Source organism: Zoogloea sp. 1C4 (genome assembly GCF_009469605.1).
In the GTDB taxonomy this organism is placed as follows: Bacteria; Pseudomonadota; Gammaproteobacteria; order Burkholderiales; family Rhodocyclaceae; genus Zoogloea; species Zoogloea oryzae.
In genome coordinates, this window is the sequence record NZ_SSXU01000004.1 from 224,117 (window position 1) to 238,419 (window position 14,303).

Sequence of the window (14,303 nt, forward strand, 5' to 3'; positions counted from 1 at the left end):
CGCCCTGCATGTCCGAACCCCGCATCATCCCGATCGCCGCAGCTCCCGCGCGGCCAGCGCAGCCTGCCGCCGGCCCGTGGGAATCGCGCCTCACCGCCTCGCCGCCGCTTTCGCTGTACGTCCATTACCCGTGGTGCGTGCGCAAGTGCCCGTACTGCGATTTCAATTCCCACGCGGTGAAGGATGAAGGCATCCCCGAGGCGGCCTACATCGAAGCCCTGATCGCCGATCTGGAAGGCGCGCTGCCGCAGATCTGGGGTCGCCGCGTGCACAGCATCTTCATCGGCGGCGGCACGCCCAGCCTGATGAGCCCGGAAGGGCTGGACACGCTCCTCACCGCCATTCGTATGCGCGTGCAGCTCGATCCGCTGGCCGAGATCACCCTCGAGGCCAACCCGGGCACGGTGGATTCGGGGCGCTTCAAGGCCTTCCGCGAGGCGGGCGTCAATCGGCTGTCGGTGGGCATCCAGAGCTTCGACGAGCGCCACCTGAAAGCCCTCGGGCGCATCCACGGCCGGGCAGATGCCATCGCCGCCGCCGAGGCCGCGCTCACTCACTTCGATGCGGTCAATCTCGACCTGATGTACGCCCTGCCGGGCCAGACCCTCGCCGAAGCCGAGGCCGACCTCGCCACCGCCCTCGCCCTGGGCCCGACGCATCTGTCGTGCTACCACCTGACGCTGGAGCCCAACACCGCCTTCGCCGCCAACCCGCCCGAAGTGCCCGACCCGGACGCCTCGGCCGACATGCAGGACCACATCGAAGGCCGCCTGGGCGACGCCGGCTACATCCACTACGAGACTTCGGCCTTCGCCAGGCCCAACCGCGAGTGCCGGCACAACCTCAATTACTGGACGTTCGGCGACTACCTGGGCATCGGCGCTGGCGCCCACGGCAAGCTGTCATCCCACGAAGGCATCGTCCGCGAGACGCGGCCCAAGCACCCGGCCGCCTACCTCGCCGCCCACCAGGACGGCAGCTTCGTGCAGGAGCGCCGCACCATCGGCGCCGCCGAGCTGCCTTTCGAGTTCATGATGAACGCCCTGCGCCTCAACCGGGGCTTCCCGAAGCGGCTGTTTGCCGAGCGCACCGGTCTGCCCTTCGAGGCCGCCGAGGCCGGGCTGATCAAGGCCCGGGCCGAAGGCCTGATCGAAGTGGACGGCGAGACGATCCGCCCGACCACCCGCGGCCGCCACTTCCTCAACGAACTGCTGATGCGCTTCCTGCCGGCCTGAGCCCCGGCCCCGCAGCCGGAGTCAGGCCCGCTCGCCCAGCAGGGTCTGGATTTCCTCGCTGACAGCCTCGGTGGCGGTGTTGTCCTCATCCCGCCGCTGCAGCAGGGCGTGCGCCCCCAGCAGTAGCCTATGAAACAAATTTCGTTTCAATTGCAACACAGTCGCAGCCCGCAGCGAACCGTTGGCGAACTGGCGCTTCACCTCGCTCTCGCCAGGACGGAAATCCAGCAGCCGGAAACAGCCATCCGCAAACAGCAGGCGGAGCGCCGCCAGATGCAGGATCGTCCCCGCAGACCACTGGCGGAAGTCATCCCGCTCGCCACCGCCTGTGTACTGCAGCGTGTCACCCACCGCGCGCAGGCACACGAAGGCCACCGGCGCACCCTTTGCAAACAGCACCAGGCCATGCAGGCGCCCCTCGGCTGCCGTATCGCGCAGCTCGCTGCCGGGCGCATAGCCGGGGCTCACGATCGCCGCGTGCCGGACGAAGGCCTCGACCTCGGCCGGGGTGCGGAAGTCCTGGATGTCGAGCCTACCCCCATCTTCCCCGAAGGCCTCGGCAAAGCGGGCCTCGTCGCGGGCGAAGGATTCGCGGGTCTTGGCCGAAAAGCGGCCTTCCAGGTAGGCCTCGTAGCTGCCGGGCCAGGCAAGGTAATGCCACGCGTCGCGCTTCACCACGTACATCACCCGGTCGTCGAGCACGCTGTGGGTGCGCCAGCCCTGATCGACCACGCCGCACAGCAGATGACCGTCCAGCCCGGCCGGCAGAGGCTGGGCGGCGAGCTCGCGGGCGTTGCCGGCCAGCACGTCGACCAGCGTCGTCTGGCGTACGGAGAGGTTCAGCGGCACCGCGAAACGGCGCTGGCCACGCAACACGACAGGCAGTGACAAACGCCTGCCCGAGGTGAGATCCATAAAATGCCTTTGAAATTTCCAAAATACCTAAAACGAGCATTTACGCGGGTTTCAGGCGACAACGTTTAACAGTTCGAATTATGCCCCGGTCCGGCCCGGCTTGTCTGACGTTTCGATGACGAAGTGTTATACACAGTCGCAGAGCGATATTCAGCCCGTATAACCGCCTTTTGTTCTCAGCTTGGGCAGCGCTGGCCCCGTGCTTCCGCTTCCTGCACAATGCGCGCCAGACCCTCGCGCCGCCGCCTGCCCCATGGCCCACACTGCCCCGCCCCCGCCCCCGCCGACCGTGTCCCCGCCAGTCCAGACCGACGTCGCCAGCCTCGGTCAGGTGTTCACGCCGGAGCCGGTGGTGCGCGCGATGCTGCGCCTGCGCCAGAACACCGGTCGGGTGCTCGAGCCCTCCTGCGGCGACGGCGCCTTCCTGCGCGTGCTGCATCACGCTGTCGGGATCGAGTTCGATCCCCGTCACTGCCCGCCGGGCGCCCACAACATCGACTTCTTCGCCTACCCCGAGGACGAGAAGTTCGACACCGTGATCGGCAACCCGCCCTACGTGCGCTACCGGGACATCGCGCCCTCCACCCGCGCGCTGCTGCGCCGGGACGGCTTCGACGGGCGCAGCAACCTCTACCTGTTCTTCATCGAGAAGTGCGTGCGCCACCTGCGGCCGGGCGGCGAGCTGATCTTCATCACCCCGCGGGATTTCCTCAAATCCACCAGCGCCCGCGCCCTCAATCGCTGGCTGCACCAGCGCGGCACCATCACCCACGCCATCGAGCTGGGCGACGCCCGGGTGTTTGCCGACGCCCTGCCCAACTGCCTGATCTGGCGCTACGAACTGGGCGAGACCGGCCATCACACCGCCTGGGCGCGGATCAGCCAGGGCGACGACCTCGCCCACAGCCTCGAACACCCCCAGTGGCAACGGCGCAACTTCCTCGAAAGCGCCGGCCACCTGCTGTTTTCCCACGGCGAGTACGGCCTGAGCCTGGCCGACGTGGCGAGCGTGAAAGTGGGCGCGGTGTCGGGGCTGGATGCGGTCTTCGCCAGCGAGGCCCACGGCAACCGGGATTTCGTCACCTCGGCCACCGCCCGCACCGGCCAGACCCGCCGGATGATCTGGTGCGAACCCGACGCCCCGACCCCCGAGGCGCTGCTACCCCACAGGGACGCCCTGATCGCCCGGCGTATCCGCAACTTCGACGAGACCAACTGGTGGCACTGGGGCCGCAGCTACCCCCAGACCGACGCCCCGCGGATCTACGTGAACACCAAGACCCGCCGCCCCAATCCCTTCTTCGTGCACCCGTGCACGAACTTCGACGGCGCCGTGCTGGGCGTCTTTCCCCATCGCCCTGATGTGGATCTGGAGGCCTTCCGCGACGCCCTCAACGGTGTCGACTGGGCCGATCTGGGCTTCGTCTGCGACGGGCGCTACCTGTTCTCCCAGCGCAGCCTCGAGAACGCGCCGCTGCCCGGGCGCTTCCGCGCCTTCCTGCCGGCGCCGGGCTGAGGCCCTCCGGGGGTGCCGGACGGATGGTGTAACATCCGGCCAGAACAATCACGGGCCGCGCGGGTCCACGGTGCTGCTGCGCCGCAAACCACCCGACGCATCGCCCCTTCGAGAACAGTCCGCGAGGTCTCCATGGTCCCCCATCTCACCACCGCGCTCACCGGCCCCCTGCTTGAGCTGGAAAAGCATTTCCTCGACAACGCCTGTGCGATCGAGCGCTGGATGCGCACCCAGTGGCAGGAACACCTGCCGCCCTTCTACGGCTCCACCGATCTGCGCAACTCCGGCTTCAAGCTGGCGCCGGTGGATCTCAACCTCTTCCCCGGCGGCTTCAACAACCTCAACGACGCCTTCCTGCCCCTGTGCGTGCAGGCCGCCCAGGCCGCCATCGAGCGCATCTGCGTTGGCGCAAAGTCGATCCTGCTGGTGCCCGAGAACCACACCCGCAACCAGTTCTACCTCCAGAACGTGGCCAAGCTGGTGTCGATCCTGCGCCTCACCGGCCTCGAAGTACGCCTCGGCAGCCTGCTGCCCGAGATCACCGAACCCACCGTGGTCGAACTCGCCAACGGCGCCACCCTCACGCTGGAACCGCTGATCCGCAACGGCCGTCGCCTCGGCGTGAAGGATTTCGACCCCTGCGCGGTGCTCCTCAACAACGACCTCTCCGCCGGCATCCCGGCGCTGATGAAGGATCTCCACGACCAGTGGGTGATCCCGCCGGTGCACGCCGGCTGGCACGCCCGCCGCAAGTCCAACCACGCTGCCGCCTATGATCGCGTCACCCGCGACTTCTGCGCCGAGATCGGCATCGACCCGTGGCGCATCAACCCGGCCTTTGACACCTGCTCGGGCCTGGATTTCCACGCCCGCACCGGCGAGCAGGAGCTCGCCGACAAGGTCTCGAAGATGCTTGGCGATATCCGCACCAAGTACAAGGAATACGGCGTCACCGACGAACCCTTCGTCGTCGTCAAGGCCGACGCCGGCACCTACGGCATGGGCGTGATGACGGTGAAGGACGCCGCCGAGCTGATCGGTCTCAACCGCAAGCAGCGCAACAAGATGAGCGTGGTGAAGGAAGGCCTGGAAGTCCACGACGTCATCATCCAGGAAGGCGTGCACACCTTCGAGACCCTCAACGGCGCGGTGGCCGAGCCGGTGGTCTACATGATGGATCACTACGTGGTGGGCGGCTTCTACCGCGTCCACACCCAGCGCGGCCGCGACGAAAACCTCAACGCCCCCGGCATGCACTTCGAGCCGCTGGCCTTCGAGGCCCCGTGCAGCCTGCCCGACTGCAACCAGAGCCCCGACGCGCCACCCAACCGCTTCTACGCCTACGGCGTGGTGGCCCGGCTGGCGCTCCTCGCCGCGTCGGTCGAGATCGAGGAAACCGAGCCGCAGATCCTCGAAGAAGCCACCGCCTGACGGAACCGCCCGATGAAATTCGCCTTCATCCTCGACCCCCTCGACAAGCTCAAGGCCTACAAGGATTCCAGCATCGCCATGATGCGGGCCGCCTCCCGCCGCGGCCACGAGCTCTTCGCCATCCAGCGCGAGGCGCTGATCTGGGAAGGCGGCGTGGTGTCGGCCCGCTGCCTGCCCATCGGCGTGTCGGATTTCGACCACGCCTGGTACGCGCCCAGCGGCGCCGAAGCGGTGATGCCGCTCACCGGTTTCGACGCCGTGCTGATGCGCCAGGATCCGCCCTTCGACTTCGAATACGTCACCGCCACCTGGCTGCTGGAACGCGCCCAGCAGGCCGGCGCGCGCATCTTCAACCACCCGCGCTCGATCCGTGACCACTCCGAGAAGCTCGCCATCACCGAGTTTCCCCAGTTCACTCCGGCCACCCGGGTCGCCCGCGCCGCCGTCGACATCAACGCCTTCATCGACGCCCACGGCGACACCATCCTCAAGCCCCTCGACGGCATGGGCGGCAGCCAGATCTTCCGCGTGCGCGCCGACGACCCCAACCGCAACGTCATCATCGAGACCCTCACCCAGGATGAGCGCCGCACCATCATGGCCCAGGCCTACCTGCCGGCCATCTCCGGCGGCGACAAGCGGGTGCTGGTGATCGGCGGGCAGGTGATTCCCTATTCGCTGGCGCGCATCCCGATGGCCGGCGAGACCCGCGGCAACCTCGCCGCCGGCGGGCGCGGCGTGGCCATGCCGCTCACCGACGGCGAGCGCGCCATCGCCGAATACCTCGCGCCCATCCTGTGGGCCCGCGGGCTGCTCATCGTCGGCCTCGACGTGATCGGCGACCGGCTCACCGAGATCAACGTCACCAGCCCCACCTGCATGGTCGAGATCACCGACCAGACCGGCTTCGACGTGCCCGGCGCGGTTATCGACGCGCTCGAAGCGGTGTGCGCCTGATCAGCCTCCGCCGCGCCGCCGTCTGGCTGGCCGCCCTCGCCCTCACCGCGGGGCTGCTGGCCGGCTGCAGCCGGGAGCGCATCCACCAGCAGGAATCCTACGTCTTCGGCACCCGCGTCGAGGTGCTCACCTGGGACGCGTCGGAAGACAAATCCCGCGCCGCGGTGGCCGAGGTGCTGCGCGAGTTCGACCGCCTGCACCGGGCCTACCACGCCTGGGAGCCGTCCGAGCTCACCGCCCTCAACCAGGCCATCGCCGCCGGCCAGCAGGGCATCCCGGTCTCGCCCGAGCTCGCCGCGATGCTCACCGAGGCCAAGGCCATCGCCGCCACCGGCGACGAACTCTTCGACCCGGCCCTCGGCAAGCTCATCGCTCTGTGGGGCTTCCACACCGACACCTTCGTGCCCGTGCGGCCCGACCCTGCCAAGCTCGCCGAGCTGGTGCGTGCCCACCCGACGATGGCCGACCTCACCATCGCCGACGGCAAGGTGACGAGCCGCAACCCGGCCGTAGAGCTCGACCTGGGCGGCTACGGCAAGGGCTACGCGCTCGATCGCGCCGCCGCCATCCTCAAGGCCCACGGCATCGCCAACGCCCTCATCAACATCGGCGGCAACGTGCTGGCCCTGGGCAGCAAGGGCGACCAGCCCTGGCGCGTAGGTATCCAGCACCCGCGCGAACCCCGCCCGCTGGCCACCCTGCCCCTGCGCGACGGCGAGGCAATCGGCACCTCCGGCGACTACCAGCGCTACTTCGAGCTCGACGGCGAACGCTTCTGCCATCTGCTCGACCCACGCACCGGCCGCCCCGCCAGGGGCACCCAGGCCGTCACCATCCTGATCACCCCGCGCCCCGCCGGCGGCCCCCAGGCGGGCACCCTGTCGGATGCCGCCAGCAAGCCGATCTACCTCGGCGGCGATCACTGGCGCGACTATGCGAAGCGGTTCGGCATCGAGCACGCCCTGCGGGTGGACGCCGACGGCAAGGTCGAAGTCACCCCCGCGCTGCACAGCCGGCTCCAGTACGGCGACGGCATCAAGCCGGCCATCGTCGTTAACTGATACAAATACCCCGCTTTTTTCGGCTTGCCGCCCGGCCCACATTGGATAGAATGGGCTGGATGATCGGGATCCTCTTGATAACCCACGGCAGCCTCGGCGAAGCGCTCATCCAGTGCGCCTGCCACGTGCTCAACCGTCGCCCGCCCCAGCTCATGCAGCTGGGCGTCGCCGGTCAGGACGATCCCCTCGACGCACTGCCGCTGGCCCGCCGTCTCCTCGAGATGGTCGACGACGGCAGCGGCGTGCTGGTCCTCACCGACATCCTCGGCGCCACACCTGCCAACATCGCCGCCAAGCTCCTCGAGCCCGGCCGCATTGCCGGCGTGGCGGGCGTCAATCTGCCAATGCTGCTGCGGGTCATCACCTACCGCGAACGCAGCATGGATGTCGTGCTCAAGAAGGCCATCGCCGGCGCCTGCGAAGGCGTCGTCCACATGAAGTAGTCACCGGAAACCAGAATAAGAAGAATCAGCGAGGAAGGAAGACAAGCGCAATGCCACGCCAGGAAGCCAACATCATCAACAAGCTCGGGCTCCACGCCCGGGCCTCCGCCAAGCTCACCCAGGTCGCCAGCGCCTACAGCTGCGACGTGTGGCTCGAACGCAACGGCAGGCGGGTCAACGCCAAGAGCATCATGGGCGTCATGATGCTCGCCGCCGCCAAGGGCAGCACCATCGTGATCGACACCGAAGGCGCCGACGCCGATCAGGCCATGACCGCCATCCAGGCCCTGATCGCCGACAAGTTCGGCGAAGGGGAGTAAGGCGGGGAATCGGGCATCGGGAAGTGGGAAATGGGTAGGCAACCACCCGCCCCGGCCCAGTGCCCTCCGCTCCTCAGCCTGCTGCCCACACCCATAAAGGCCCCGCCATGAGCTTCACCGTCCACGGTCTTGCTGTCTCCCAGGGCATCGCCATTGGCCACGCCCACCTGGTTTCCCACGCGCTGCTCGAAGTCGCCCACTTCACCGTGGCGCCCAAGCACGTGGAAGCCGAGGTCACCCGGCTGCGCAGCGCGGTGGCCAAGGTCAAGACCGAACTCGCCGGGCTCAAGGCCGCGTCGGGCTCGGCGCCCTCCGAAGTGGATGCCTTCCTGGGCATGCACATCATGTTCCTCGAAGACCCGATGCTGGTCGACGCCGCCGAGGCACTGATCCTCACCCGCCGCGCCAACGCCGAATGGGCGCTGGTGCAGCAGATGGAGCTGCTGGTCGAACAGTTCGAGGCCATCGAGGACGCCTACCTGCGCGAGCGCAAGGCCGACGTGGTGCAGGTGGTCGAGCGCGTCGTGAAGGTGCTGCTGGGCCACCCGGGCCACCTGCCGCCCAAGCGCAAGGACGGCCTCGGCACCATCGTCGTCGCCCACGATCTGTCGCCCACCGACACCATCGGCTTCAAGGATCACGCCGTCGCCGGCTTCATCACCGATGTGGGCGGCCCCACCGGCCACACCGCCATCGTCGCCCGCAGCCTGTCGATCCCCGCGGTGGTGGCTCTGCGCCACATCCGCCACGTGGTGAAGGACGACGAGCTCATCATCATCGACGGCATCCGCGGCGTGGTCATCGTCGATCCCGACGAGCGGGTGCTCGAGGAATACCGCCTGCGCAAGGCCGCGGTCGAGCTCGAACGCTCCAAGCTCAAGCGCCTCAAATCCACCCGCGCCGCCACCCTCGACGGCGAAGAGGTGCAGATCCTCGCCAACATCGAACTCCCCCCCGACGCCATCCAGGCCAAAGGTGTCGAGGCCGACGGCGTGGGCCTGTTCCGCACCGAGTTCCTCTTCATGAGCCGCGACTCCTGGCCCGACGAGGACGAACAGTTCGAAGCCTACAAGTCGGTGGTCAAGACCATGGCCGGCAAGCCGGTCACGGTGCGCACCCTCGACGTGGGCGCCGACAAGGAGCTCGAAGGCGCCACCCGCGCCGAGGACAACCCGGCCCTCGGCCTGCGGGCCATCCGCTACTGCCTGGCCGAACCCAAGATGTTCCTCACCCAGCTGCGGGCGCTGCTCAGGGCCAGTCACTTTGGCCGGATGAAGATCCTCATCCCGATGCTCGCCAGCAGCAACGAGATCGACCAGACCCTGGTCCTCCTCGAAAAGGCCAAGGCCCAGCTGCGCGAACGCAAGATCAAGTTCGACGAATCGGTGCCGGTGGGCGGCATGATCGAAGTGCCCGCCGCCGCCCTGTGCCTCGGCGCCTTCACCAAGCGCCTGCAGTTCCTGTCAATCGGCACCAACGACCTGATCCAGTACACCCTCGCCATCGACCGGGGCAACGAGGCCGTCGCCCACCTCTACAACCCGCTCCACCCGGCCGTGCTGCGGCTCATCCACCAGACCATCCAGGCCGGCGCCAAGGCCGGGGTGGATGTCTCGGTGTGCGGCGAGATGGCCGGCGACCCGGACTGCGCGCGCCTCCTGATCGGCATGGGCCTGCGCCAGTTCTCGATGCACCCGGCGCAGATCCTCGAGGTGAAGCAGGCCATCCTGCGCGCCGACGCCGCCGACCTCACGCCCAAGGTCCAGCGCCTGCTCAAGCTGGACGACCCGGACCGGGTCCGCGAGGCAGTCGAGAAGCTCTAGGCCGCGCACAGGCCCGGGGTTTGACTTGCCCCCGGCCATCGCGCTAATCTTGGTTCTCAGCGCCGATTTGAACCCTTCAGCTTGCGGGCGCTTTAAAAGTACGGCTAAAGCGACGGCAGCCCAGTCCGCGACCGTTCGCCGGCTGGGTTTTTCGTTTTGGGACGAAACACGAATGCAAGAAGCTCAATCCGTTGCACAATCGGTTGGTCTGGTCGTACCCCAGACAGCGCACTTCACCGAGCCCCTGCCGCTCAAGAGCGGCGGCGTGCTGCCCCAGTACGACCTCGTCTATGAAACCTACGGCACCCTCAACGCCGCCCGCAGCAACGCGGTGCTTGTGTGCCACGCCCTGTCCGGCTCCCACCACGTAGCCGGACAGTACGCCGACGGCAGCGTCGGCTGGTGGGACAACCTGGTCGGCCCCGGCAAACCCCTCGACACCAACCGTTTCTTCGTGATCGGGGTGAACAACCTGGGCGGCTGTTACGGCAGCTCGGGGCCCAACAGCACCAACCCGGCCACCGGCAAGCCGTGGGGCGCCGACTTCCCCTTCGTCACCGTCGAAGACTGGGTCGACGCCCAGGCCCGCCTGGCGGATCGCCTCGGCATCGAGCGCTTTGCGGCGGTGGTCGGCGGCAGCCTCGGCGGCATGCAGGCCCTGTCGTGGACGCTGCAATACCCCGACCGCGTCGCCCACGCGCTGGTGATCGCCTCGGCGCCCAAGCTCACCGCCCAGAACATCGCCTTCAACGAAGTCGCCCGCCAGGCGATTTTGAAGGATCCGGATTTCCACGCCGGCCACTACTACGAGCACGGCGTGGTGCCCACCCGCGGCCTCGCGCTGGCGCGGATGATCGGCCACATCACCTATCTGTCCGACGACGCCATGGGCCAGAAATTCGGCCGGGCGCTGCGCCACGACAAGCCGGTGTTCAGCTACGACGTGGAATTCGAGATCGAATCCTACTTGCGCTACCAGGGCGACAAGTTCGCCGGCTACTTCGACGCCAACACCTACCTGCTCACCACCAAGGCGCTGGATTACTACGACCCAGCCTTCGACTACAACGGTGATCTGGTGGCCGCCCTCGAGCGCGCCAAGGCCGACTACCTGGTGGTGTCCTTCACCACCGACTGGCGCTTCGCCCCGTCCCGCAGCCGCGAGATCGTCTACGCCCTGATGCACAGCGACCGCCGCGTGAGCTACGCCGAGATCGACTGCGCCGCCGGCCACGACTCCTTCCTCCTCGACGAGCCCCAGTACCACGCCGTGCTGCAGGCCTACATCGACAACATCCAACTGTGAGGGCGGCACGATGAGCTTCCACCGCTTCGACTACGACGTGATCGCCAACTGGATCGAACCCGGCGAGCGCGTCCTCGACCTCGGCTGCGGCGACGGCAGCCTGCTGCGCTATCTGGGCGACGTGCGCCAGGTGCGCGGCTACGGCGTCGAGAACGACCCGGCGCGCCTGCTGGCCTGCGCCCGCAACGGCGTCAACGTGATCCAGATCGACATGGAACAAGGCCTTGCCGGCTTCGACGACGGCTTCTTCGACCACGTCATCATGAGCCTCTCCCTGCAGGCCATGCGCAACACCCAGGGCATCCTCAAGGAAATGCTGCGGGTCGGCCACGAGGCCGTCGTCAGCTTCCCCAACTTCGCCTACTGGCGCCACCGCCAGTCCATCCTCAACGGCCGCATGCCGGTGTCGAAGAACCTGCCCTACCAGTGGTACGACACGCCCAACGTGCGCTTCTTCACCATCGCCGACTTCGACGCCCTGTGCGAACAGGAAGGCATCGTGATCCGCGAGCGGCTGGCCTTCGACGAGGACAAGGTGATCGTGGACGAGCCCAACTTCCTCGCCAGCGTCGCCCTCTACCGGCTCGCCCGGGCCGACGGCGCCGCCGGCTGACGGCCCGGCGGGGATTGAACACTCATCCCCGCCGCCCCCTGCATACGTTCCGGAGCCTGCCATGCCCACCCCGCAACCCGGCATCCTTCAGCCGCTGCCGCCCCTCTCCCGCTATCTCGTCTTCGCCCTTGAGCCCGACACCGACGTCGCCGCCGGCCTCAAGGCCCTGGTGGAGCTCGTCGATGGCGACGCCACCGTCGCCGGCATCGGCGAAGCGCCCCTGTCGGCCATCGGCCGCAGCGTCCCCGGCCTGCGCCCCTTCCCGCCCCTGGCCGGCCCCGGCGTGAGCATTCCATCCACGCCCGCCGCCCTGTGGCTGTGGCTGCGCGGTAACGACCGAGGCGAACTGCTGCTGCGCGGCCGCCGCATCGAGCAGGCCATGGCCCCGGCCTTCCGCCTCGTCGAAACCTGGGACGGCTTCAAGCACGGCAGCGGTCGCGACCTCACCGGCTACGAGGACGGCACCGAGAACCCGGAAGGCGAAGAAGCCGTCGCCGCCGCCATCGCCGCGGATGGCTCCAGCCTCGTTGCCGTGCAGCGCTGGGAGCACAACTTCAGCCGCTTCGAGGCCATACAGCCCGAAGAGCGCGACCACTGCATCGGCCGCCGCAGGTCCGACAACGAAGAGCTCGACGACGCCCCCGAATCCGCCCACGTGAAGCGCACCGCCCAGGAAAGCTTCGACCCCGAAGCCTTTGTGGTACGCCGCTCCATGCCCTGGGCCGACGCCAGCGCCGCAGGCCTGATGTTCGTCGCCTTCGGCCACAGCCTGGATGCCTTCGAAGCACAGATGCGGCGCATGGTCGGGCTGGACGACGGCATCGTCGACGCCTTGTTCCGCTTCACCCGGCCGCTATCCGGCGCCTATTTCTGGTGCCCGCCGGTCAAGGGCGGCAAGCTGCAGCTGCCCCTGTAATCCCCAAACGATGACGGCGCCCGAAGGCGCCGTTGTCGTCTTGCGGCCCGGGTAGGTCAGCGCCTGCGGCGAGCCATCCCCAGCAGGCCCGACACACCCAGCGCCACGAGCGCGCCGCTTGCCGGCTCGGGAATCTTCAGGTCAAACGCCACCGTCCGCGCGCCATTGACGTCGTGGTAGGCGAGCGTCCCCGAACCGGCCAGTTCGAGAAATGCGCCCTCAACGAAGTCGTCCGCAGCGTTGAGGCTCGCGGCCGTCACGTCGATGGGCACCGTGAACACCAGCATCTCGTCAGGGTGGATGACGAAGCTATAGCCGCGGGTGAATGCCGCCAGCACGTCATCCGGGAAGAAAGGTTCGAGATCCTCGTCCAGCAGCGAGAAGTCGATGCCGTCGAGGGTGAGATCCAGGCTGCCGTCGTTGGTGACCACGATCTGCATGAAATCGAGGATGCCGGTGTCGAAGCCGCCCAAAGGCACCCGCAGCAGGCGCTTGAGGTTGTTGCGCAGCAGACCGACGCTTCTCACCGACAGATTCCCTCCGGCAACCGGCTGATAGACCGGCAGCAGGCTCGAGTCGATGGCGCTCAGGCCGGTGGACGCCAGCACGCTGGCCTTGTAGAAGTCGGTGCCGGTCAGGCCGGCCGACAGGGAAGGCGTATCCCGCAACTGCACCGTGTAGCTGTCTGCCTTGCCCACAAAGGCGTAGTCGTCCATGCGGACTGGCGAGACGTAGGATGCGTCGAGTGTCGATGTCTCCCCACGGCCATCCCAGGTAACGTTTGCGCCGACGGAAATCGTCTTGCTCGCAAAGCTGCCACTGAAGCTGAAATCCACCGACTTGACGCGCTCCTCTTCCAGCGAGAACGACGCCGCCGATCCATTCACCGACCCCGTGGCCACCGAACTGCCATTCACCAGCAAGGTGGTGATCCGGTCGGCCTTCGCGGCCACCGTCACCGACTGGGAGCCGGCGTAGGTGTTCTCGATGGACCCGTAACCCTGGAGTGTGGCGCTGAGATCCGCTCCACCCTTGAAATACGCCCCGACGTAGCTGCACACGCCAGTCCTGGTGCCGGCCGCCCCCACCGTGAGCGGGCAGCCGGCCTCGCCGGGCAGCAGGTAGCTGCGGGTGAGGGCATACGACTTGTCGAACTGGGCGTAGCTACCGGCCGGGTTGGCGTAGCCGGTCAGGCTCTGCCAGCCCGCCGGGATCGGGTGCTCGTTGGTCACACCGGCGCCGGGATTGACGAAGTTGATGCGGTCCACGTCGGTCTGCAGGACGCCCTTGCTCTGGTCGAGCAGGCTGACTTCCCAGGCTTCCTGGTTCTCGGTTTCGAATTCACCGCGGAAGGTGAGCGAATAGGATGGCGATGGACCGGCGGTCGAGCTCATCGTGCGGCTGCCGCTGGCGTACTGTTTGTCGCCATCGGTACAACCGAGGAAGGGGATGCACACGTTGTCCACGTTTTCCGCCCGGAACCCGGCGCTGACGGACGACGGCAACGTGCCGGTGTAGGACCAGCCCGACTGGTTGAACAGCGACGCCGATCCGTAGAACTGCCCATCGGCGAGCACCGGCAAGGCATGGGCTGCCGTACCGATCACCATCGTCGCGCCCCCGAACGCCATGCGAAGCAAGCGCAAATGCGGTCCGTATCTCATCTGACACCTCCCTTGAATGCAGTGACCTGACATCGGTTCGACGCCCGCCTGCCAAGCGGAGCGACACTGCGTTCAGGCTACATGCGGCGAGGTTCCAGAACGG

The 14,303-nt window shown here is 67.6% G+C and carries 13 protein-coding genes; 11 read left to right on the top strand and 2 right to left on the bottom strand.

What is annotated here, in order from left to right:
* Positions 1–8: 8 nt before the first annotated feature.
* Positions 9–1,235: a radical SAM family heme chaperone HemW gene (gene hemW, locus GH681_RS06955; protein ID WP_153160749.1), complete on the top strand. Its 1,227-nt coding sequence runs from the start codon at positions 9–11 to the stop codon at positions 1,233–1,235.
* Positions 1,236–1,256: 21 nt separating this feature from the next.
* On the opposite strand, the gene GH681_RS06960 is transcribed toward hemW, so the two are convergent.
* Positions 1,257–2,126: a GNAT family N-acetyltransferase gene (locus GH681_RS06960; RefSeq protein ID WP_153160750.1), complete on the bottom strand. Its 870-nt coding sequence runs from the start codon at positions 2,124–2,126 to the stop codon at positions 1,257–1,259.
* A 277-nt stretch (positions 2,127–2,403) separates the two neighbouring features.
* On the opposite strand from GH681_RS06960, the gene GH681_RS06965 reads away from it, so the two are divergent.
* The 10 genes from GH681_RS06965 to GH681_RS07010 all read left to right on the top strand — a co-directional run bounded on the left by GH681_RS06965 (position 2,404) and on the right by GH681_RS07010 (position 12,536).
* Complete coding sequence (locus tag GH681_RS06965) at positions 2,404–3,666, top strand: class I SAM-dependent methyltransferase (protein ID WP_153160751.1); 1,263 nt, start codon at positions 2,404–2,406, stop codon at positions 3,664–3,666.
* Between the two features lie 132 nt (positions 3,667–3,798).
* Positions 3,799–5,097, top strand: coding sequence for a glutamate--cysteine ligase (gene gshA, locus GH681_RS06970; protein WP_153160752.1), 1,299 nt, complete (start codon positions 3,799–3,801; stop codon positions 5,095–5,097).
* A 12-nt stretch (positions 5,098–5,109) separates the two neighbouring features.
* A complete protein-coding gene (gene gshB, locus GH681_RS06975; RefSeq protein WP_153160753.1) occupies positions 5,110–6,054 on the top strand; it encodes a glutathione synthase in 945 nt (314 codons plus the stop codon).
* Positions 6,051–7,115 carry an FAD:protein FMN transferase gene (locus tag GH681_RS06980; protein ID WP_228111813.1) on the top strand — a complete coding sequence of 355 codons (1,065 nt, stop codon included), beginning with the start codon at positions 6,051–6,053 and terminating at the stop codon, positions 7,113–7,115. Before gshB ends, GH681_RS06980 begins: the two co-directional genes overlap by 4 nt.
* 59 nt (positions 7,116–7,174) lie before the next feature.
* Positions 7,175–7,558 (top strand): PTS sugar transporter subunit IIA, encoded by a 384-nt coding sequence (locus GH681_RS06985; RefSeq protein WP_153160754.1) that lies wholly within the window; start codon positions 7,175–7,177, stop codon positions 7,556–7,558.
* Between the two features lie 50 nt (positions 7,559–7,608).
* On the top strand, positions 7,609–7,878 hold the full coding sequence (locus GH681_RS06990) for an HPr family phosphocarrier protein (RefSeq protein ID WP_153160755.1): 270 nt from the start codon (positions 7,609–7,611) through the stop codon (positions 7,876–7,878).
* A 107-nt stretch (positions 7,879–7,985) separates the two neighbouring features.
* Positions 7,986–9,701, top strand: coding sequence for a phosphoenolpyruvate--protein phosphotransferase (gene ptsP / locus GH681_RS06995; RefSeq protein ID WP_153160756.1), 1,716 nt, complete (start codon positions 7,986–7,988; stop codon positions 9,699–9,701).
* Between the two features lie 172 nt (positions 9,702–9,873).
* A complete protein-coding gene (locus tag GH681_RS07000) occupies positions 9,874–11,007 on the top strand; it encodes a homoserine O-acetyltransferase (RefSeq protein WP_153160757.1) in 1,134 nt (377 codons plus the stop codon).
* Positions 11,008–11,017: 10 nt separating this feature from the next.
* Positions 11,018–11,620: a methionine biosynthesis protein MetW gene (metW, locus tag GH681_RS07005; protein WP_153160758.1), complete on the top strand. Its 603-nt coding sequence runs from the start codon at positions 11,018–11,020 to the stop codon at positions 11,618–11,620.
* Between the two features lie 61 nt (positions 11,621–11,681).
* Positions 11,682–12,536 carry a Dyp-type peroxidase gene (locus GH681_RS07010; protein WP_153160759.1) on the top strand — a complete coding sequence of 285 codons (855 nt, stop codon included), beginning with the start codon at positions 11,682–11,684 and terminating at the stop codon, positions 12,534–12,536.
* A 56-nt stretch (positions 12,537–12,592) separates the two neighbouring features.
* Here GH681_RS07010 and GH681_RS07015 read toward each other — a convergent pair whose 3' ends face one another.
* Complete coding sequence (locus GH681_RS07015; RefSeq protein WP_194271161.1) at positions 12,593–14,167, bottom strand: PEP-CTERM sorting domain-containing protein; 1,575 nt, start codon at positions 14,165–14,167, stop codon at positions 12,593–12,595.
* Between the last annotated feature and the right edge of the window lie 136 nt (positions 14,168–14,303).